Origin of the sequence: Hwanghaeella sp. 1Z406 (assembly GCF_048892425.1) — a bacterium.
In the GTDB taxonomy this organism is placed as follows: domain Bacteria; phylum Pseudomonadota; class Alphaproteobacteria; order UBA8366; family Aestuariispiraceae; genus Pacificispira.
Map to the genome: position 1 here is coordinate 37,786 of NZ_JBLZHU010000011.1, position 21,606 is coordinate 59,391.

Here is a 21,606-nt window from a genome sequence, read left to right on the forward strand (position 1 = left end):
TTACCGACACTTCGACAAACTCGCTGTTGGATCAGGTGAACCGTGTCTCTGTGGCAGAGACACGCGCGCTGTTTCTTCCTGCAGAAAGTGTTGCCAATCTTCTTTCATCCAACGGCAATCTTGGCACAACAGCGCTGAAGAACCGGATGCAAAGCATTCCCGCTCTTTTGCGGGGCTTGAACAGGTCGGAAAACATAACCGCTGTCTTTGTGGGTAATCAGCAGGGTGACTTCATGTTGGTCAGAAGATTACCTGCTGATCCAAATCTGGCTGCTCGGTTTAACGCGCCAGAGGGTACGGCCTATATCGTCCAGGTGTTGGAGCGCAACAAACAACAGGTTGCCCGCGGATACTATATTTATGTGAATGCCGCGATGCAGACCCTTCGTTTCCAGCCACGGGAAGATTACACGACCTATGACCCCCGAACCCGTCCCTGGTATCAATCCGCCACACAAAGCGACGAGACGATTTCCACGCCCCCCTATGTTTTCTTCACCACACAGGAAATAGGGATGACCGTTGCCCGCAAGGGATCATCAGAGTCACCGGAAGAGCAGTTCGTGATTGGTGTTGATATCACGCTTGGAACGCTGGGCAATGCGATGGAACAAAACCGTGTGACTCCCCGCACGGAAAGCATTCTCATGACCACCGATGGACTGATCGTTGCGCATCCCGACCCTGCTAGTGTCACGCGAATGGGGGAGGATGGAAAACTCAGGCAAACCAGCCTGTCTGATGTTGGAAGCCCTGTCTTGTCTCTGGGATTTGAACGGTTCCGCAACGGCGGCAACAGCCGCCTCCAACTGACTCAGAATGGATCTGTATGGGATGTATCCTATTCATCGGTGCCCATTCTGGGCGACCAGTCCCTGATCCTGGCCCTGGCAATTCCGCGCGCGGAAATGATGGGGGGACTGACAGCGGTTATGCAGGAAGGGATGATTTGGGCGCTGGGTCTGATGCTGGCGTCCATACTGCTGGTGCTGTGGGTCAGTCGCATGATCACGAACCCGCTGCGGGCCTTGCAACAACAGGCCGACGATGTAAGCCGGTTTGATTTTACACATCAGGAGTCACCGACAACGCGAATTTCAGATATCCAGAATTTATCCAATGCAATCTTTATGATGAAAGAAACCATCCGGCGGTTCCTGGATATCTCGCAAGCTGTCGCGGCAGAGGAAGACTTTGATGCGTTGATGAGGCGGTTGCTGGACGAAATTATTGGTGTAACGAAAACCGAGGCGGGCATTCTGTACCTGACCGATAAGGACGGCACCCGACTGGTCCCCCATGCGGGGCGGTTGGATGCCAATCGGCCTTTGGACTATCCCCTTTCCGATGTCTTGTTATCGCGCAAAAAGACCCTGCTGGCACGCAGCATCGTTGACGAAAATGCGGAAGGGACCCCCGCAACCGCCACCGAACTGGAAATGCTGGGCCTGGGCGGCATTGCAAAAGCGATGGATGCGGCACCAAAGAACCTGATCGCTGCCCCCCTGTTCAACCGCCAGAAAGAACTGGTTGGGGTCCTGTTGCTGCTGGAAACCGATACGACGATGGATCAAACCTTAATCCGGTTTACCGAAGCCCTGTCAGGTTCTGCTGCGATTTCCCTTGAAGCGCGACAATTGATTGTTGCCCAGAAAGAATTGTTTGAAAGCTTCATTCAGATGATCGCAGGCGCAATTGACGCGAAAAGTCCCTATACGGGGGGCCATTGTGCACGGGTTCCAGAGCTGACTAAAATGCTGGCCTCTGCGGCGCATTCAGCCACCAGCGGCACTTTTGCCGACTTCACGCTTTCCAACGAAGATTGGGAGGCCATTCACGTCGCCGCCTGGCTGCATGATTGTGGAAAAGTGACAACGCCTGAATTCGTCGTCGACAAAGCGACAAAGCTGGAAACCATCTATGATCGAATTCACGAAATCCGCATGCGTGTAGAGGTCATGAAACGTGAAGCCGAAATCGCCTATCTGCGCGATGTTTTGCGCGATGGCGATGCCCCCGAACGCAAAGCCGCCTTTCAGGCCGACCTGGACCAATTGGATGACGACTTTGCCTTCCTTGCGAAATGCAACCAGGGGGTGAATTTACAACAGATGCAGATATTCAACGCATAAAGGAAATTGCGGCAAAGACCTGGACCCGAACCATCAGCGATCGAATGGGGGTCTCGCATGAAGAACTCAGCCGTTTGGAAAACCGTGAAGAGCGTCCCGTGCCTGTTGAAGAACCTCTTCTCGCGGACCGGATTGAACATCAAATCAAACGCCCCGCCTCAGAACGGTTTGATGCCGACAACCCCTGGGGCTTTAAAATGGACGTGCCAGAACTTCTGTACAATCGTGGTGAAATTCACAATCTGACCGTTCGTCGGGGCACGTTGACCGAGGAAGATCGTTACAAGATCAATGAGCATATCGTCCAAACCATCAAAATGTTGGAGCGTCTGCCTTTCCCGAAACATCTCAGCACGGTGCCGGAGCTGGCCGGGGGCCATCATGAGAAAATGGACGGGACGGGATATCCCAAACGACTGAGCAAGGAGGATATGTCTCCTGTCGCCCGTATGATGGCAATCGCCGATATCTTTGAAGCCCTCACGGCCGTTGACCGCCCCTATAAGAAAGGAAAAACCCTGTCGGAAGCGCTGAAGATCATGGGATTCATGGCTAAGGAATCCCATGTGGATCCAGAGCTATTCAACCTTTTCCTGACAGAAAGAATTTATGAAGCCTATGCGAATAAATTCTTACAACCAGAACAAATTGATGCCGTCGATCCTGACGATTTTCGCATTGTAACACCGTCCTGATGATCGGTACTGCCATCCTCTTACGCGCGTCTACTCAAGACTCCGCTTGATGATAGATACCCCATCAATGGGCAGGAAACATCCTCAACCATCGCTGACCAGAACCCTGACAGCGCTTGCAGGCCATGCGCGAATGCGCCCGGATGCTGCTGCCATTCTGGATAACAGTATCTCCATATCCTACCAGACCCTTTGGCAGGATATCTGCCGCACAATTTCAATGCTGGAACCAATTGTGCCAGAACCGGAGGCCCTGGCGGCGGTGGAATGGACATCCCCTTATCGACACGTTGTGCTGTTGCTGGCGCTTGAGCATTTTGGAGTGGTGACGGCCACATATCGCGCACAGGAAATTGGTGATGAGTATCAACGCCTGTTCAGCCATTCGGACCTGATCGCGGCGGCGACAATCAGGCCGCATAGGACCTGTCTGACGATCCTGTGCGATGACCTGTGGTGGGAAAAGACATTATCCAAACCAGTCAATACAGTCGCATTGCGGGACAGCAAGCCGGCAAAGAATCATCGCATCGCTTGCAGTTCTGGCACGACCGGGGCACCGAAATTCATGATGCGCACAAGCGCCCAATCAGAATTCCGCTTCAGTCAAAATCAAAAGCGCCTTGTATTGACGCAGAACTCACGCCTGGTTTTGCCTGCCACTTTCGCCTTCCAAGCCAACTATTTATCTTTCATCTCCTGCATGCGCGTCGGGGGACTGTGTATTTTCGCAGGGGATGCGCCTCTTTTCCAAACCCTGAAAGAGCAAAGCGCAACACATAGTATTGTTATCCCTATGGAATTCATTGCGCTTAAAAGTATGGACCACCGCAATGCATTGCCACCCGGCCTGAAAATACTGATTGTTGGCGGCAGCTTAACCCCGGCGGACAGGGCTGCCTGGCGCGAGGTCTGTCCCACAGGCACATTGATTGAGCTTTATGGGACCAATGAAAGCGGCACGATTGCAGAAATACAGTCCGATACGCGCGGTAAAATCATCCCGGAACTGGAGGTTCAGGTCGTTGACGACAACGACATCCCACTTCCGTATGGGAAAGAAGGGACAATCAGACTGCGCGGGGAACCCTGCGCAACCCATTATCTGTTTGAAGAACACCCCAGGCCAGAGCGATTTCGCGAGGGTTGGTTCTATCCAGGGGATAAGGCGATCCTGGAAGATGCAAGCCATTTGCAATTACTGGGGCGTGATGACGACCTGCTGAACGTCCGTGGCTACAAGATCCCGGCCGCAGCCATCGAAGAGATCGTGAAAGGATTTCCCGAGGTGATAGACTGCTGTGCAACGACCATTCAAGACCCGCTGGATGATGGGGCAATCTGGTTGGGCGTTCGGTTTTCCCCAAATGCCGACTTTTCCGATATTCAGCAAAAACTGAAATCACATTTGCCGATTAAAGCTGACATACATCTCTATACTGTCGATACGATACCGCGTGGCCCGTCTGGAAAGATCCAACGCCACACAGTCGCCACCAGGTTGCGCCACCACATTCGTTCAGCCGCACAGAAGAAAACCCAGAGCATGATCTGATCCGTGCCAGACGTCGTGTTTACTTGGCCTTCTTGCTGGTCGCCCCCAAAACAGGCTTTCCTGCATTCGAATTAGCTGTTGCCAGAACCTTCGGCTGCTCTTTCTTGGGCTTCTTCGTTTCCTTGTTGCCGCGTTGATTATTGCCCTTACCCATTTGATGATATCCTTACGGTGTGGCGAGGCTTGCACGAAATGTGCTGCATCCCGCAGGTCGCATCGACGCGCGCAACTTCCGGCCGGATCATACACAAGACCCGCACCGCTCAGGCGCACTGCTATACGACAAATCGGGTGTTCCCTGGACCATATTCGGTCCAGAGACACCTTTCAGAAACTATAGGGGGATTGATGCAAACCGAAAAGCTGATTTACAGGCCGCGTCATCGACTGGCTAAGAATTGTGTGATCAAACGACGCCAATCTGGATGGGGGCTGTGATAAGTGACCACCATGTCTGTGCCTTTACGCCGCAGCACATGCCCCGTTGCTTGAACTTTTTTCATGCCTTTGCGCACGGGGATCAATAAATCAAAATACAGACCCTGTCCGGCGACAACCCATCCAGGGGCATGACGGACCTGAATTCCGGTGGCGGAGATATCGACCACATCCAATTCTCGACCATCCATCAAAAAGCGAATTTTCTTTGAGTTAAATCGTGGATCCCGTCGAAAATCCGACCCCGTATCTGCGTTTCCTCGATTGCCTCCGAACATCCTGCACCCCAGCCCGCAATGTCCAACAGCAAAAGTGTGCCCGGAGTAGATTTTCAAGACAAGCGTTCAACATGGTTAACGCTGCACAAATAGTAGGCACTGCGCCAACTGCGATTTCAAATTACCAATACGGACCAGCTTGCGTCAGCATCATTCACGGCCTAACTCTTTTAAGAAGAACGATTTTATTCGTAACCACCCCTGCACGTGAGAAACGAGCTATGATGCGACGCTGGTTAAAAATATTTTTGCTTGTTGTGCCGTTGACTGGGTGCAGCGCACAACAGAATATTCAGGAAGACGCCGAGACGGTGGTGATTCTACCCGCCAACCAAAAAACAGCCTATGTCACGACACCTGTCGACGGTCGGGATGGAGCAAAAATCTATTTCCGCTCGGGCGTTTTAACCGCGATGATCGTGGCAGACGCATTCGCCCCCTACTTCATCAATTTGACGCTTGGCTCCAGTCAGGAAACCCGGGATGAGGCCTTGGCTTCCGCCCGATCCCAGCAGGCAGACTATCTGATAGAACCAAAAATATTGCGGTGGCGTGATGTTGACACTGCGTGGACAGGGGTCGTGGATCAGGCCACCGTCACGGTGTCGATCATTGAAACCAATTCGGGTACAATGATCAAATCAGGCACCATCGACGCAAAAGGAAGTTTCATGGGAATTGCCGCGGGTCACCCCGAAGACTTCCTGGAAAAGCCCATTCGTCAATATGCCGAGTCCCTTTTCAGCCAGTAGTGACCGGAATTTTCCAGCTTTCCCGTTGGATAAATTTGCCAAGAACAACTTCCGTTTCTATTGTATCCACACGAATGAATATATGGGGTGCACAAGGGTATGCGGGGGGCCATATCAAGAATTGCAACAGGCTGCTTTGGCCTGTCGACCCCTGTTACTGGCATTCTTCTCTGTCTGGTGCTGACATTCGCTACCTTATCTCTGCTTAAGCCAAAATATGCCTGGGACTCTACCCATTACATAGGATGTATCCTTTCCGCCCTGCACGGCGGCACCTGGGACGAGAAGCGGGAGAGAACGTATTCCTATCTATCCCAGCATTATCCGGAAAATGTTTATAGGGACCTGACCACGGCGGGCCCAGGGATCAGCACGTATCGTGAATACATGAGCCAATCGGCGAAGGCTTTTGAGCTCACTCAGCCCGTTTACTGTTACAAGATAGGGTTCGTTTGGCCCGCCATTGCGCTGACATGGATGGGGGTTGATCCGCATTGGGCGCTCAGATTGCTCTCTGCACTTCCTGCTGCAGTCCTTTTTGGTATGACAGCGGTTTGGCTGTGTCGTCGGGTAGACGCCAGGATTGCCATTCCACTCAGCCTATTGGGCATGGGCTTTATGCTGTATCAAACCGCCCGGTACGAATATCCCGACAGCCTGACGGCGCTGGCCTTGGGCGCAGCGATGATTACCCATGCCAAAGCAATGCCGCGCGCAACCGGCTTGCTGCTGCTTGCCGCAATCACTGTGCGCGCCGATGCGATCATCTTTGTCGGCGCGTATCTGGGGGTCGCGACTTTTTTCTGTCAGGGACCCCGCCGAATGCCATTCTGGCAGGCGTCTGTGCCCTGGGGGATCGCTTCCCTGCTGCTGTATGCCGGAATCGTGGCGGTCATGAACCCTCCAGGATATAAGGCCGTTTTCAGCCACAGTCTTATTTCCCAGACGCCATATCTACAAATATCAGAACCAATCATAACCTTCGAAATTTACCTAAAAATACTCATCCGCCAATTGGGGTATTTAATGGTTGATGGCATTAAATTTGTGCTGATTGCGCCGCTGGTGCTGGTGGCTTACTGGATCAGTCGTCAGCACAGAAACCTTCAAATCTATGGAGAAATTGGGGCAGTTTCCGTTGCGATGGTCGCGCTGCATTTCATCATCTTCCCCTATTACGATCCGCGCTACTATACAGCACCCTATCTGATGATGGTTGTGGGCGGCGGCACGGTCTGGGCAACCCTGATCGCATGCAGGTTCACCAGTTTCCAGGTTTTGAAACCCTCTACCGGGGGCGCATGAAGACGACATCTATCTGTAGCTGTCGTTTCAGCTTTCGTGAGAAATAGGTTTCCCACATCATGTAAGGTTCAAATCCCCAGCGATGAAGATCCTGGAGGAACCCAAGATATGTCTCTTCCCCCTGATACAGTTCAAACAAGGACAATTCCAATTGAACGCCTTGCAGCTTCTTCAGGGCCTCAGAGGCACCGTTTAAAACCTGACGTTCAAATCCTTGGGTATCGACTTTCAAAAACGCCCGATTGTCGGGGGTCACATACTGATCCCACAGGTTATCCAGACGATAGACGGGGGTGGTGACCTTTTCCTGATTGGCGGTCCGTGGCAATGCCTCCAGCAGCGCGGGATTGGCATCCAGGGCGGAGCTCATGCTGGTCTCTTGCGATACATTCAGGACGATTTCGCCATCCGTGTCGCCAATCGCCGTACGCGGTGCGACGGTCCATTTTGCGTCATTGGCCGCCGCTTCACTCAGCGTGCCATGCGCCTGTGGCCCCGGCTCAAAGGAAACGATTGCACCTGAATAGCCAACCCGGCGCAGACGCTGCCCGGTTTGTCCGACATTCGCCCCGACATCCAAAACAATATCGATGGAAAAATCATTCAGGATGGAAACAAGTTTGCCTTCAGGCGTTTTCTTGAACTTCCGTGCAGGATCAAACAATCGCGAAAACACACCCAAACCCTTATCTGTGTACCAATCACCAAAGATACCAGATCACCACCAGGGCACAAGCAGGAGACGGGCTATTGGACGCCGCGCCGATAGCTTATTCTCGCTATTGCCTTGAGGGACTTTCCAACAGATTGACACGCACTGAATTTCCGCACTGGTTGTTTTTTATAATAATTTGTTAAGTTTTTACCACTCAAACTATCTTTGCCAAAATTGCGTATATAAGTATCAGTTGGTTCTGCCGGTCAGATGACTGTTTAAAAGGATTATCCATGAAGAGACGTTTTGATAGATTTACATTCTCGCCAATGATCAGACTCTACAACAACCCCTGGATCGCTATCCCGACTATTGCGGTCTGTTTTGTCCTGTCCTGGATTATTGTGCATGAATCTGGCGGAACAAAATTTGCTCATCTCCATGTCGTGTATTTTCCAGTTGTGCTGGCCGCCTTCCGCTTTCGAGTATTGGGGGGGATTGTTGCGGGTCTTGTCGGCATGATTGTCATGGGGCCGATCATGCCATTGGATGTTCTGGCAGGGGAGCCGCAAGAACTGGATAACTGGGTTTCCAGGGGGGTGTATCTATGTCTTTTCGGCCTGGTGATTGGTCTTCTGCACGACACGATCCTGAGTCACCAACAGGAACTGTTCCGCATTATGAACTACGACCCTGTGACAAATCTTCCGCTATTCGAGGCATTCCGGCGCAAGATCAGCGCGGCCGCACAAACAATCAATGACCCGAACGATCAACACGTAATTCTGAATTTCGAAATCACAACCGCCGTCGACATCCGCACGTCATTTGGCAATGACGCCTGTGAGGACTTCATAAAGGCCTGTGCCAATCGAATAAAATCCATTCTGCCAGAGGAATCTTATCTGGCCCGTGGTGGGCACGCCACATTCCTGGCATTGATAGAACATGTAACGCCACAGGAGGCCGGTCGGATATCGAACTTAATCGTTTGCTCTCTACAGTATCCGGTAATGATGCGGAGCCTTCCAATGCGGATCGACAGCCGGATTGGCATGGTTGTGTTTCCGGATCATGGAACACAACCCGATGATTTGGTGCGCAAATCATTTGCGGCGATGCTGCAGACGCCATCCAGATTTTCCACGGCTTCGGTCTTTAACGAACACGATGACACAATGCGGCGGGACAATCTGAAACTGCTGGCGGATCTGGGCCAGGCAATCGAACGCAAGGAGATTGTTTTCTATGCCCAGCCCAAGCTGTGCGCCCGGACCGGGCTGGTGCGGGGATGCGAATTGCTGGTGCGGTGGAAACATGGGGAAGAGGGAATGATTCCCCCTGACCGCTTCATCCCTTTGGCAGAAAAGTCACGATTGATCTATGACATCACAAGCGCGTCGATTGAAGCCGCGCGAACCTATATGATGGCAACAGAGGCTGTGCTGCCGGATATCGACTATCATATCGCAATCAATGTATCGGGCTGGGATGTCACAGATTCAGACTTCCCCAACCGATTAAAAGCAGCCTTCAAAGACGATATGAAACGCCTGCCCTATCTTGAACTGGAAATTACAGAGACCTCTGTTATTGAGGATCTGGGCGAGGCAAAGCCTATTCTGGCTGAATTGCGCGACATGGGAGTGCATATCGCCATAGACGATTTTGGGACAGGTTTTTCCTCATTTTCCTATCTGAAAGATTTCCCTGCCGACACTTTGAAAATCGACCAATCCTTTGTGCGGGAGGTTATGCAATCCTCAACCGATGCAATTTTGGTGCGCAGAACCATCGAACTGTCGAAAGATCTGAACCTGAAAAGCATCGCGGAAGGTGTCGAAGACAAAGAGGCTGCGGATTGGTTGACCAAGCAGGGATGCGATATGCTGCAAGGCTATTGGATCGCCAAGCCCATGCCGCTCTCAGAATGGCCGGACTGGTTGAAACAAAATGACCCCCGGGCACAGGCATAACAAAATTCCGGGATGTCCTTAAATTCGGAATGTCCTTAAACACATGCGCGGAACCGGCGCGCCCCTCTCCATCCCGTTAAATCGCTAACGTGTAACAACCATTCTTCACCGGCGTAATCCTGCCCTTCCTTGCAAAGACAACAATGACCATGGAGAAACCCAAAACTCTCATACAGACGCTGGGATTTGACGTGACCTCTCATGTAACTCAGGCAGCTTATATAGCTGCAGTTTGGGTAATCGGACAAAAAACAAAAAAAATGCCCGGATCCGAAGATCCGGGCAAGTTGAACAGGGAGGCTTCACGTCTGGGAGTAGTATCGCCCACGCTGCACCGCGTTTCCTCACTTTGAACTGATATGAAATCAGATTATCCGAAAACCCTTGGAAACTGCCATAAAATCGCCATATACTATGCACTGAGTTGCACCGAATAGAATGGTAAAGCAACCAAACCTTTAGTAACCATTTAGTAACGGGGCGTTTCGTTACTAATTCTTGGGGGCCGATATGGCAAAGGAACCGACCAAGGCACGACTGACAGACAAGCTTCTGAGAAGTCTAAAGACACCTTCAAAGGGTTACATCTGGTGCACCGACACTCATACAAGCGGTTTAATGATCCGCCTCTATCATACGGGCCGTGCAAGCTGGTTTCTCAGATACACTAATCCGCGCCGAAAGGTGCAATCTGCAAAGCTGTTGGGGGATTACCCAGCCATGACGCTGGCAGATGCCCGTGCAGCCGCAACGCTATTCCGGGCCGATCTGCTACAAGGCAAGGTATCCGGCGCAAACAAGATCGAAACAATCAAGGATCTGATTTCGGACTATCACACCCGCCATTCCATCCCCAACACCCGCAAGCCCGAACAGACCCGCGCCCTATATGACCAGCATGTTATCCCGTACATAGGTAAGTTGCGCCTGGACGATTTCCGCCGGGGCGATGCTGTTGGATTGTTGGATAGGCTTTCAGACAAAGGGCTAGGGGCGCAAGTCAACCGCGTACACGCCGCCTTACATGGCGCGTTAAGTTGGGCCGTTAATTCAGGACTTATTGAAATCAACCCGATGGCTGGATTGAAGCGCCGCGTGAAAGAAAAGCCCCGTGACCGGGTTCTAAGTGATACGGAATTGCGGGCCGTCTGGGAAGCAACCGCCGCCCGGTCTGCACCCTCTAGGGAATTCGTCCAGATGCTCATTTTATCTATGCAGCGCCGCGACGAATGCCGCGCCATGCAATGGGATGAACTGGACCAGGACGCCGGACTATGGACCATCCCAAGCAGCAGAACCAAGGCAGGCAGGGCGCATATCGTGCCCTTACCTACTTTCGCTTGGGAGATACTAGAATCCATTCCCAGACTTGGCCCCTATGTCTTTACCATCGACGGCAAACGCCCCTATGCCGGTCATAGCAAGATTGTTGGCGCGCTCAGTACCGAAAGCGCCGTGACAGGCTGGACGCTGCACGATCTGCGACGAACAGGCCGCACGGGTCTTTCTCGCCTTGGCGTCCCGGTGCTGGTTTCAGAACTAATTCTAAACCATGCCAGAAACGATCTGGAGCGAACATACGACTTGCACGCATTCACAGACGAAAAACGCGACGCGCTGGAAAAATGGGGGGAACACGTCCGCCGCGTTGTGCTGAATTCCGAAGTCGGGGCAAAGGTTGTCTCAATTCGGTAAATGAACGGTGGGGGCTAGGTTTAGCGACCGAAAAGCGGGGACCGTGCCCGCCTGCCCCCATCGCCCTTATCACGGCGCGCCATACGGAAGGTGCAGAGCATGACAGAACAGAACCGACTTACTCTAGTTGAGGCCCTGGAAAGTGTCTTAAACGAGACCGAACTTGCAACGCTCAGAGAGAGCGAGGCTCGCCTAGTTGAATTAGGGCACCAGCTAGAACGCTATCAAAAATCACCCCTTAAATATCTTGTCGAGAACAAGGGGGAAAGCGGCGATGTTGTGAGGGCGGCTTTGCAGCCCCGTAAAGAGGCTTATGATCGACTCGCTCAGAAACTAGCAAACGGCGTATGCCGTGCGACAGGTTATAGGATTCTTGCACAAGAAATTCAATCAAAGACAGCGGAAACCATATCAGTGTCAGCATGGAAAGAAGGCAATCTTCTAGACCCATCAAATGGCAGTGTTCTAACTTTCTATAGAAACAGCATAAGGTCTGAAGCAATAAAGTTTGAAGGTGTAATGATTATTCCTTTTTACGCCGATTGGATAGAAAGCCCGCACCGCTTGCCGTTGTCGCAAGTGTGGCACTGGTCACAAGTGTTATCGTTTAAGGTATTTAATTTGTTGGACCCAATAGAGACCGGGTATTGGGATATTCCGATAGAAACTACAGGGGGCCGCTATTTTGATTCTAAAATTGCCGTAAAGCGCGCCGCCCGTGATTTGGTCGAGGCTGTATGCAGTGGCGAGTTATTGCGATTGAACCCATACGGCACTTCCCCCGCGAATGGACAAATCAACCCGCAAGCATTCACATATGACACAATTTCCGACTGTGTGAATTATCTGGAGCAAAGATATTTTGGGCTTGGTGTTTTCGGAACCTACAACAAACCCGCAATCGAATATTTTGAGAATATCCGGTTTCGTCGCGACGATGTTCTAAGGCTATGGCAAACTGATAGCAGCCTGGAGCAACCGGAAAAACCCGTTCATGCAACGCCTGCCCAAGCTGCTATTCAATCGCCGCCCGTCGATACGGAAACAACCGTACACGTCGCCAAGGATGAAAAGCCCGTCGAGACAACAAAGGATAAAGGAGGCAGGCCAAAGTTAGTGGATCGCATCCTCATTTTATGGGAAAAAGAATACCAAAATGGCGCGCCGCCTGACAATAAGACTAATAAAGACCTTGGCGATGAAATACTGAATAAACTAAGACTAGGTAAACCCCCGTCTGACAGAACTATTATCCGTGCAAAAAAGGAAATAAGAGAAAGAACGGGTGACTAAACTAGGTTTTGTCAGTTTAGTCTTATTATTGTCAGTTTAGTCTATCTGTTTTGTCACTGAATACTTCTGCAATCTTAGTCTCTGAGTTGAACCCCAGAGGCTAAGGAGACAGATAGCCATGAATACAGACAGACCCGCTGAAACGCTTTTCATGACGGTTGCAGAAACCGCCCATGAATTGCGAGTTACCCCCCGCCATGTTTACAACATGATGGACGCCGGAACGCTTCAAAGCGTGAAATTCGGACGGAGCCGCCGTGTTGTTACTAGCAGCATTCGCGCTCTTGCTGGAATGCAGGCAGCGTAATCATGACACACCATAGACCGAACCCCGGCACGCTGGCCGGGGACGGAGATTTCTTAACAGGCTCGGAAGGCCCTAAGAATACTCCAACTCCGAAAATTCCGCAACCGGTCCCGTCCATCATCGCGACACATTTTGACTTGTCCGATATTGGCGACCAAGCCGCCGTTATTGTTCGCAGCGACGGCAAGCCCATCCTTGTCGACAGGGCAGATCATGCCCGCCTGAATCAATACCGTTGGTTTCCCGCTGGCACGAATAACGGATATGCGGGCCGTTCTGTAACCCGCAACGGCAAGAGTCGCGTTTGTTACATGCATAGGGAAGTCATGGCCCCAGCCCCCGGTCTTGTGGTCGATCACGCCAATGGTGACACACTCGACAATCGCCGCTCAAACTTGCGGATATGCACAAGGGCCGAGAATTCCGCTAATCGCACGGTCTGCCTGAATCACACAGGATTCCTTGGAATTGGGTTTGATCCAGCGCAAGGCCGCTATCAGGCAGCCGTGACGCAAAACGGGTCGCGGTTTCGCGGTCCCTGGCGGCTCACGGCACAAGAGGCCGCGAAAGACTACGATTGCCTTGCCCGTGGCGTTCATGGCGAATTCGCAAGGCTCAATTTCCCGGAACCGGGCGAACAGGGCGTGTCGCGTCCAGGCGGTGCGCCATGCTAGGAATCCCTGACAAACTCCAGACCGTGGCACCCGCTTTGTTGATCGCAGCCGTCCGTCATGGCAACCGGGAAGCAATGGGCAAAGGGCGCATGATGCCCTTACTCGGTCAATTCGCCCCGCGTTTCGCGATAGAAAATGACGATGGCACGGTGACGCAATACGCCTTCACAAATTGCCCGATGAATCGCTTTGCGTGTGCTGTTAAAGACCTGACCGAGGGTGATAAGTCCTTGGGTTTGGCTCTTATTGCCCGTGCCTTGTTGGCAAGTGAGGCTATCGCGGATCGTCGCTTTCAATCATTCATCCAAGACATACCAGACCATCCAGACGATATCGGGGTTGATGAAGTATTGATTAACGCCGCCGCCCGCATCCGGTATGAATCGGAACGCCCGCCCAAGATGCAAGATTTGTTGCGGGTCGCGCGCCAACTCCAGGCTGAAGACCAGGCCCCAAAGGTGGAGGCGTGATCGATGGGAGCCTTCACAGAAGCCGCCCCTGTCCTGGCAGGGCTTGGCGTCCCGACCATTCCGACCAGGGCAGAAGCCCCGCACGTCCCAAGGGTTAAACATCCCGAAAGCTTGCGGGTCGGAACCATGCAAAAGCTTTTGAACCGTCCAGGGCTGGCAAGCGCCAATGCCGCCATTTTGTGCGGTCCTATTTCGGGGATTTCGGTTGTCGATGTTGATTCACCGTATCCGATTCACCACGAAGCCGCCCTGGAGGCTTTCGGGGACACCCCCCTAAAAATATCAACCCCAAGCGGGGGCGTGCATCTGTATTATCGGCACAACGGCGAAATCAGAAGTATCAAACCTTTTGGCGAGGCTTGCCCCTTAGATATCCTTGGGGGCGGTCTTGCCGTTCTGGCCCCATCACACCGCCCGTTAAACCCTGAAACGCCAGACAAGAAAGCAGGCGACTATCGCGTCCTAGAGGGCCGTTTAGAGGATTTGCGGCGTCTCCCCTTTATGAAAGATGCTACCGCGCGCCTAGGCCCCGTCCAGGCCGCGCATATGGACGATATCCAAGTCGGGAAGGTTTTTCGGACGTCTGTACGCGCGGAAAATACACAACCCGGTGGAACAGGCCGCAACGTCGATCTATTCCATGCCCTTATTCAGGCCGCACACCACGTCCCCACGTTTGACGCGCTCTTGATCGAGGCCCGCGCAATCAATGCCAGTTTCACGCCGCCGTTGCCAGACAGTGAAGCTGTGACCGTTGCGCGCAAGGTCTGGCAGTATCGGGAGAGTGGGAACCTATGGGGCGGGGAAGCCCGCGCGGCCATGAGTGCGACAGAGTTAAAAGACATTGGCGGTAACAGTGACGCGCTTTGTTTGATGATGCACATACGCGCCGCGCATGGCTGGCGTGTTGGATCAAAGCAAGCTGAATTCATCCTTGCGAATGCACTAGGGGTATCCCTTGGCTGGTCTGTCCGCCGTTTCAGGAATGCCCGCGATTGGTTGTCTGACAATAGTTATCTGACTTGTGTTCATCCTGGAGGCAATGGCGCTGGAGACCCGCCGCGCTATCAATTTGGGGAAGGTGTGCAAAACGCTCACCAATATAACATACCCCCTTCCCCTTCTCTTAGGATGCTGTCTGATTCTAAAGAACCAAGCCAATCGAAAGAGAAAACGGGGCGTAAGTCAGTCGGGACGAAACAAACCAAACCCGTCCGAGTCCGGCGCAGCCAATGCCCTTAGACTCTGCAAAAAAAATGGCGGCCTATCGCGAAAGAAAACGCCGGGGCGAAACCCTTGTGACAATCACGGCAACGCCTGCCTTAAAATTGGCGATGCTTGAATTCGGTATGCTGGAGAAATCCCAGGCCGATGATTCCGCCGTCCTGTCCAAAGCAATAGAACGGGCACTAGCGGAATATCTGGGATCTGAAACAAAAAAAGCCCGTGCATCCTTTGGGGAGTACACGGGCCGCGCCGCTTCTCTGCAACAAAAGCCGCGTTAGACAGACGGAAGGCCCCTTACAAGGAATTTCCAGCTTCCATGTCGGGACACCGTTTGCCGGGCCGGTGCAAGCAACCCAAGGCAATCTTACAAAAATTGCCGAACCGCGTCACCTGTCCAATGTGTTACCGGTAACGGATTTAAGGGAATTAATACATGCAGGTAAACCGCTTATCAGTTATATTGTTTATGTCGGAATCGTCGGGGATCGCGCCAACATGAGGAAAGCAGGATATGAGAAACAGGAAACAGAATTCCGCTTTTGAGCGGTCACAAACGCCGCCCCCGGATTGCCGCATTCCTCATGGCCCCACCGCGTCCGACAACGCCCTTGATCCGGGGGCGGCTACCCTTCCCGACGAAATCACCACAAGCCTAAAACGCCAATTTATCGGCGCATATCTCGGAAACCTGGACCAGCGCGTGAATGATTTGGTGTTCGGGCTTTTGGATCAATGGAGCATTAATCGAGATACGCGAGAACGGTTATATTGTGAGGGCGTCGCGGCATATGGCGAACATGGCCACGGGAACCCGGCCTATCCAGCGCGTCCAGAACTATCGATTCCCCTGCGCTGGTTGTTACAGCAGCCGCCTGAATATCGGCAAGCCCTGGCAGCATTGCAGCCGGACAACGTTGCAACGGCAATCGGCCTGGAGCAAATGGCGGGGCAATGGTCGCTGGAAACTACAGCACATATTGCGCTGGCAGTCGCAGGCCCTTGGGCCGCCGAAGTCTTACTTGAAAATGAAGATCGAATTGTTCGCGCGGTCCAGTCCCCCTTAATCGCTGGCAACGCCTGAAACACGAAAGGACCATCCAATGCAGACCGCAGGCCGATACGTAAAACTACTTGATCCGAACTATGCCGCGCAGATGAACAACGGCACTCACGCGGGCGGTTTGGGCTATCTGGCGTCTCAGTTGACGCAGGGCTTAGAGATGGGCAGGCAGCGACAGGAACGGCAGCAGGCGCAAGAGGCCGATCAAAAAGCATTCCAAGCCGCCATGCGGGGTTTTCAGGGACAAGGTGCGCCCAACCGGACTTACAGCGACCCAACCGGCGCACCCTTGACGCCTGGAGGCACCACAGAGCCGCCTAAAGGCTATCAAGGCATGTTCGCCGCCCTGGACGGTCTGACAGGACCACGGGCGCAAGAACTGCAATTCGCCGCACTACAGGGCATGGAAAACAACAAGCCAAAGCCAATCACAGCCGCCGATTTGGTGAAAGTACCGGACGGCAACAATGGTTTCCGATATCAGACCGCGCAAGAGGCCCTTGGACAGCCCGCGTATCAACAGCCCCCTGACATTCAGGTAAAGCTTATGCAGGCAGGCTACCAGCCGGGAACCCCGGAATATCAGCAAGCCGCCCGCGATATGTTGTCCAAGCAAGGGGGAGTGACCGTCAACCTTCCGAAGGGTGCAGACGAACTATCGAAACTCGACGCGCAATTTATCGGCGGCATGCGGGAGGGCGTCCAGAAAATGCGGGAATCCATGCCAGACTTGCAACGGGTCCGCGCCGCCTTGGATCAATTCGGCACGGGTCCGACCGCAAATATCCGCCTGTTCCTTGGCAGCTTGGCGAACGATTTGGGCTTGCCCGTCGATCCATCCCTGCAAGAGGGCGAACTGATTCAAAGCATTCAGAGCCGCCTTGCGCCTGCCATGCGACAGACGGGTTCGGGTTCATCCAGTGACAAAGACGTGTCGATGTTCCTTGCAGCCCTTCCAAACCTTTTGCGAACCCCGGAAGGCAACCGGCAAGTGGTCGATCACCTGGAGCGCATCGCCCAACGCAAGGCGCAAGAACTTCAATTCGCGGAAAACTATTATCGCCGGAATGGCTATTCATTGATTGGGATGTATGACGCGATGGATCGGGAGTTAGGGCCGGTCTTCACCCCGCAAGACATCGCAGCCATGAATCAGACAGTCCCCCAGGCGCAAGAGGGCTTGCCGCGCATGCCGTCCAATACGCCGCCGCCCCCCGAAAATTTTTTCCTAGTGGAGTAACGAGCATGCAAGGATATGTGAACCCAAGACTTTTAAACCCCGCCTTAATCCAGGTCGGTCTTTTGGGAAGCCCGAACGATCCGCAAGTCCAGGGCGGTCTATTGGGCACGACGCAGCAACCCGCAATGGTCCCTGGAGCAGCAGCCCCCCGGCCTATGTCAGTTGCGCCACAACAGAGCGCAATAGGGTCAATCTTCAATAGCGACCTGCCAACAGCACTAGGCGCAATGGCCCCTTATCTGATTGCAGCCGGGGCACCATCGACCGATCCGGGCAACGCAGGCCGAAACATTGGAGCCGCCGCAGGGGCATTGACTGGACAGCTTGCCGCTGGTCGAAACGACCGCCGCCGCACCAATGCCCTGGAGGGAATGATTTCAGAGGGCGGGTTTACACCCCAACAGGCCGCAATGATTCGCCTGGACCCTGAAACCGGAATGAAGGCCGCAACGTCCGCCGCTTTCTCCCCTCAGTCAAAGCCCGAACTTGTGAATATGACGCACCCGAAAACGGGCGATACAAAGTCCGTCTATGCCGGGTCCGTGAATGAAGATTTCTATTCAAAGTCTGGATATATCCGGGCCGGAAACTACAGCCCGTCTAATGATGAAACCAGCTTGCAGCGAAACCTTGAAGCCGCTGGATATGTTCCCGGCACGCCTGAATTTCAACAGGCCATGACGGACCAGCTTGCAAAGACAAACGGAGTGACTGTCAACCTTCCGAAAGGTGCAGATGAACTTTCAAAAATCGATGCACAATACATTGGGGACTTGCGAACAAACGTCCAGAAAATGCGGTCTGTTTTGCCTGATCTGCAAAGGGTCCGACAGTCACTTGATGAATTCGGAACAGGCCCAACAGCAAGCATTCGCCTATTCTTGGGCAGCCTTGCCGGGGATATGGGGCTTCCCGTCGATCCGTCTTTGAGTGAGGGGGAACTTATCCAATCCATTCAAAGCCGCTTGGCCCCCGCGATGCGTCAAACCGGGTCCGGGTCTTCATCGGATCGCGATGTAACAATGTTTATGGAGGCCCTGCCCAACCTTATGCGAACCCCCCAAGGCAACCGCCTTGTGATCGATCATCTGGAGAAGTTGGGCCGCCGTCAAACCCAGGAACTCCAATTCCTAGAGCGATACTATCGCGATAATAATTATTCACTCGCTGGAGCCTTTGAAGCGATGGACAAGGCCCTAGGCCCCGTTTTCTCGAAAGAGGAAATCGCAGCAATGCGAACCCAAGATGCGCCAACAAATCAACCCGGCACCCTTCCCCGGATGCCGTCCGCCGTGCCCCCGCCCCCCGAAAATTTCTTTTTAGTGGAGTAAGAAAAATGGGACAGATCGCGATCAATCCGCAGACCGGAAAAGCCAAGCGGTTGGAAAATGGCGCATGGATAGACACGCAAACCGCCCGCAATCCGCAGACGGGCGAAATCCGCGCATTCGATGGTCAAGAGTGGCGACCCGTCCAGAACACGCAACAGCCCGCACCAATGAACCAGGGGCCGATAGGTCAAGGATCGATGGACCAGGGCGCAATGCCGCAACAAGTCTCGACGCCGCCGCGCCCTATGAGCCTTACACCGCAAGATATGGGTCAATCTATGGGGCAGGAAGCCCCGCAACAGGATATGACCAAACGACAGGCCATGCAGGCCAAGCGCGAAGTCATGCAAGAGCGCAACGCCCCGAAACTGGAATTCCCAGACGCCGGGGAAGTGACAGAGATTCCAGGCATGGGCTTTATGGAGAAAATGGCCCCAACTCTCAAAATGGGCATGACAACCGACCCGACCGGGAAAGCGAATATCATCGCCCAACACTTCAAAGACGATCCGCGCTTTGAGGGGGCGTTTGTGGATGCCGGTGGCAATCCGATGATCCGATGGGAAGGGCAACCCTACTATATCAATAAGCCGGGTTTCACGGGGACCGACACCAATGACCTATTAGCAGGCGTTGCGACCCTGTTCCCCGCTGGATGGGTATCAGGGGCACCCGCAACCGCGCTAGGCCGTGCAGCCGTCGCATTGCCTGCCTATGGAGGATCGGACGCCCTGACACAGTACGCAGGACGCGCAGCCGGGTCTAAAGAGGAATTCGACCCAACACAGACCGGCGCGACCGCCGCTATCGGTGGCACACTGGAGGCCGCCCTTCCCCCGCTTCTGAGGGCTGGCAAACGTGCCCTTACACGATCACCCCAAGGTGCAGCACAATCGACCCTGCCACGATACGAAATCCCTTTGACCAAAGGCCAAGCGGCAGGCGACATCGCGCAAGTGTCGCGAGAGGAAGCCATGCGACAGGGCGCACGCGGTCCAGTCGCACAACAAACAATGAAAGGATTTGAACAGGCGCAGAGAGAGGCCATAGGAGCCGGGGCCGATAATCTAGAGGATAGGATCGGCGCTGGAATAGGCTTTGATGGGCAATCCATGACGCGCATCGGCACCCGCCTGGAGGACGATATCACCCGCGCCCGTGACACTGCCAAGGCGACCGCTGATTCAGCTTTTGAAGGATTGAGGAATGCCCCGCCTGTCAGTTTTACGCCCGACAGTTTCCGGGGCATGGTTTCGGATATGTCCCGCAATTTGCGAAAACAGGGCTTTGATTTGGGCGCGCCCGGAATGGAAGGCGTCCGCCGCGTGATTGGGCAGGCCGATCATTTTGCAAATATGCCGAACTTGCGCCAAGTGAACCTTGAAGCATTCGAGGCATTGCGCCGCCGCGTCATGACTTCCATGCCAAACAATGGCAGCCCCGCCGATGCCGCACTAGGGCAGGTTAAACGGTCTATGGATCAATGGTTAGACGATTCAGTGACCAATGGTCTTATGCAGGGCGACGAAGCGACAATTACCGCCCTGAAGGATGCACGCGGCCTATGGTCCGAATACAGGTCCCTATTTGGTGGCAAAGACCCGACCGGGCGCGTCATGAAAAAGATACTGGATGAAAGCCTTGCTACGCCGGTTCAGACCGTAAATTACCTTGTAAGCATCACAAAGGCCGGGGATCAATCCATCGCCCGAAACCTTGTCCAGCGCATGGGGCAGGTTTTCGGCAAAGAAAGCGAACAATTCCGCTTGTTAAAGTCTGCCTATTTGATTGAAGCTTTCACGAAATCCACTAATCAGGGGGTTAGGGAAATATCGCCGGGGGCCATACGAAAGAACGTAAATTATCTTTTGGATGGTGACGGTACGGTGATCGCACGGGAATTATTTTCCCCCGATGAAATGGCGGCATTGCGAACCTTTGCCGACGATGTATCCAAGACCATCACGCCACGCGAGGCGACGAATCCTAGCGGGTCCGCTTGGGCAATAATGCGGGAATTGGTTGATCGTGGGATTTTGCCTTCATTGGGCACGGGGGCAGCCAATAGGGCAGCCGGGGCCGTGGCAACGCTTCCATTTTCCGGTCTGATTGGGCAGTCCATCCAGAACAAGATGGGGGCAGCCGCCGCAACGGACGCCGTTAGAGGTATGCAGCAGGCCATGAATATGCCCTTGGTGTCCGCTGGACTGACAGCAACCGCACAGCGCAGCGAAACAGGCCAAGAATACGCCGCACAGTTTCAAAACTTTATGCAGCAGGCAATTCAGGGCCAAGGCGACGATAAGACCGGGCCGATGGTCCGCGCCCTTATGGGCGATAGCGCACGCCTTCCTTTCCTACGCCAAGGCCAACCACAGACCCCCCTAGCGCAAGCCCTGGCAGGACAAGGGGGATTGTTAGGCAATGCAGGAACAGGGCAACCCGAACAGCGCCGAAGGGGGTTACTGTCACAATGAATAAAATAGGCGAAAATAGAGAAGCGGGCCGCAACCATAAACCGGA

Annotated in this window: 20 protein-coding genes; 17 read left to right on the forward strand and 3 right to left on the reverse strand. The window is 53.5% G+C overall.

What is annotated here, in order from left to right:
* Positions 1-50: 50 nt before the first annotated feature.
* The 3 genes from ACOSDR_RS18280 (at position 51) to ACOSDR_RS18290 (ending at position 4,382) form a co-directional block, all read left to right on the forward strand.
* Positions 51-2,132: a GAF domain-containing protein gene (locus tag ACOSDR_RS18280; RefSeq protein ID WP_420732147.1), complete on the forward strand. Its 2,082-nt coding sequence runs from the start codon at positions 51-53 to the stop codon at positions 2,130-2,132.
* Positions 2,133-2,176: 44 nt separating this feature from the next.
* The gene (locus ACOSDR_RS18285; RefSeq protein ID WP_420732148.1) at positions 2,177-2,827 is read left to right on the forward strand and encodes an HD-GYP domain-containing protein; all 651 of its coding nucleotides are present in this window, start codon (positions 2,177-2,179) and stop codon (positions 2,825-2,827) included.
* A gap of 67 nt (positions 2,828-2,894) precedes the next feature.
* Positions 2,895-4,382: a class I adenylate-forming enzyme family protein gene (locus ACOSDR_RS18290; RefSeq protein WP_420732149.1), complete on the forward strand. Its 1,488-nt coding sequence runs from the start codon at positions 2,895-2,897 to the stop codon at positions 4,380-4,382.
* A 19-nt stretch (positions 4,383-4,401) separates the two neighbouring features.
* On the opposite strand, the gene ACOSDR_RS18295 is transcribed toward ACOSDR_RS18290, so the two are convergent.
* Positions 4,402-4,536 (reverse strand): hypothetical protein, encoded by a 135-nt coding sequence (locus ACOSDR_RS18295; RefSeq protein WP_420724653.1) that lies wholly within the window; start codon positions 4,534-4,536, stop codon positions 4,402-4,404.
* Positions 4,537-4,762: 226 nt separating this feature from the next.
* Positions 4,763-5,014 (reverse strand): hypothetical protein, encoded by a 252-nt coding sequence (locus ACOSDR_RS18300; RefSeq protein WP_420724654.1) that lies wholly within the window; start codon positions 5,012-5,014, stop codon positions 4,763-4,765.
* A 155-nt stretch (positions 5,015-5,169) separates the two neighbouring features.
* Here ACOSDR_RS18300 and ACOSDR_RS18305 point away from each other — a divergent pair, with 155 nt between their 5' ends.
* Positions 5,170-5,850: a DUF4823 domain-containing protein gene (locus ACOSDR_RS18305; RefSeq protein WP_420732150.1), complete on the forward strand. Its 681-nt coding sequence runs from the start codon at positions 5,170-5,172 to the stop codon at positions 5,848-5,850.
* 99 nt (positions 5,851-5,949) lie between these two features.
* The gene (locus tag ACOSDR_RS18310; RefSeq protein ID WP_420724656.1) at positions 5,950-7,155 is read left to right on the forward strand and encodes a hypothetical protein; all 1,206 of its coding nucleotides are present in this window, start codon (positions 5,950-5,952) and stop codon (positions 7,153-7,155) included.
* Here the strand turns inward: ACOSDR_RS18310 and ACOSDR_RS18315 are convergent.
* Complete coding sequence (locus tag ACOSDR_RS18315) at positions 7,139-7,831, reverse strand: FkbM family methyltransferase (protein WP_420732151.1); 693 nt, start codon at positions 7,829-7,831, stop codon at positions 7,139-7,141. The genes ACOSDR_RS18310 and ACOSDR_RS18315 overlap by 17 nt on opposite strands.
* Before the next feature lie 272 nt (positions 7,832-8,103).
* Here ACOSDR_RS18315 and ACOSDR_RS18320 point away from each other — a divergent pair, with 272 nt between their 5' ends.
* The 12 genes from ACOSDR_RS18320 (at position 8,104) to ACOSDR_RS18375 (ending at position 21,560) form a co-directional block, all read left to right on the forward strand.
* The gene (locus ACOSDR_RS18320; protein ID WP_420732152.1) at positions 8,104-9,786 is read left to right on the forward strand and encodes a putative bifunctional diguanylate cyclase/phosphodiesterase; all 1,683 of its coding nucleotides are present in this window, start codon (positions 8,104-8,106) and stop codon (positions 9,784-9,786) included.
* A gap of 510 nt (positions 9,787-10,296) precedes the next feature.
* Positions 10,297-11,481, forward strand: a complete 1,185-nt coding sequence (locus ACOSDR_RS18325; protein ID WP_420732153.1) for a tyrosine-type recombinase/integrase — start codon at positions 10,297-10,299, stop codon at positions 11,479-11,481.
* Between the two features lie 99 nt (positions 11,482-11,580).
* On the forward strand, positions 11,581-12,774 hold the full coding sequence (locus ACOSDR_RS18330; protein ID WP_420732154.1) for a hypothetical protein: 1,194 nt from the start codon (positions 11,581-11,583) through the stop codon (positions 12,772-12,774).
* A gap of 118 nt (positions 12,775-12,892) precedes the next feature.
* Entirely contained in the window at positions 12,893-13,081 is a 189-nt protein-coding gene (locus ACOSDR_RS18335; RefSeq protein ID WP_420732155.1) for a helix-turn-helix domain-containing protein, read from the forward strand.
* A 2-nt stretch (positions 13,082-13,083) separates the two neighbouring features.
* A complete protein-coding gene (locus tag ACOSDR_RS18340; RefSeq protein ID WP_420732156.1) occupies positions 13,084-13,755 on the forward strand; it encodes an HNH endonuclease in 672 nt (223 codons plus the stop codon).
* Positions 13,749-14,225, forward strand: coding sequence for a hypothetical protein (locus ACOSDR_RS18345; protein ID WP_420732157.1), 477 nt, complete (start codon positions 13,749-13,751; stop codon positions 14,223-14,225). The genes ACOSDR_RS18340 and ACOSDR_RS18345 overlap by 7 nt, the downstream gene beginning before the upstream one ends.
* Before the next feature lie 3 nt (positions 14,226-14,228).
* Positions 14,229-15,467, forward strand: coding sequence for a bifunctional DNA primase/polymerase (locus tag ACOSDR_RS18350; RefSeq protein ID WP_420732158.1), 1,239 nt, complete (start codon positions 14,229-14,231; stop codon positions 15,465-15,467).
* Positions 15,458-15,730, forward strand: a complete 273-nt coding sequence (locus ACOSDR_RS18355; protein ID WP_420732159.1) for a hypothetical protein — start codon at positions 15,458-15,460, stop codon at positions 15,728-15,730. Before ACOSDR_RS18350 ends, ACOSDR_RS18355 begins: the two co-directional genes overlap by 10 nt.
* Positions 15,731-15,963: 233 nt before the next feature.
* Positions 15,964-16,533 (forward strand): hypothetical protein, encoded by a 570-nt coding sequence (locus tag ACOSDR_RS18360; protein ID WP_420732160.1) that lies wholly within the window; start codon positions 15,964-15,966, stop codon positions 16,531-16,533.
* 19 nt (positions 16,534-16,552) lie between these two features.
* Entirely contained in the window at positions 16,553-17,752 is a 1,200-nt protein-coding gene (locus ACOSDR_RS18365) for a hypothetical protein (RefSeq protein ID WP_420732161.1), read from the forward strand.
* Positions 17,753-17,979: 227 nt separating this feature from the next.
* Entirely contained in the window at positions 17,980-19,083 is a 1,104-nt protein-coding gene (locus ACOSDR_RS18370) for a hypothetical protein (RefSeq protein ID WP_420732162.1), read from the forward strand.
* A 5-nt stretch (positions 19,084-19,088) separates the two neighbouring features.
* Complete coding sequence (locus ACOSDR_RS18375; RefSeq protein ID WP_420732163.1) at positions 19,089-21,560, forward strand: hypothetical protein; 2,472 nt, start codon at positions 19,089-19,091, stop codon at positions 21,558-21,560.
* Positions 21,561-21,606: the final 46 nt, after the last annotated feature.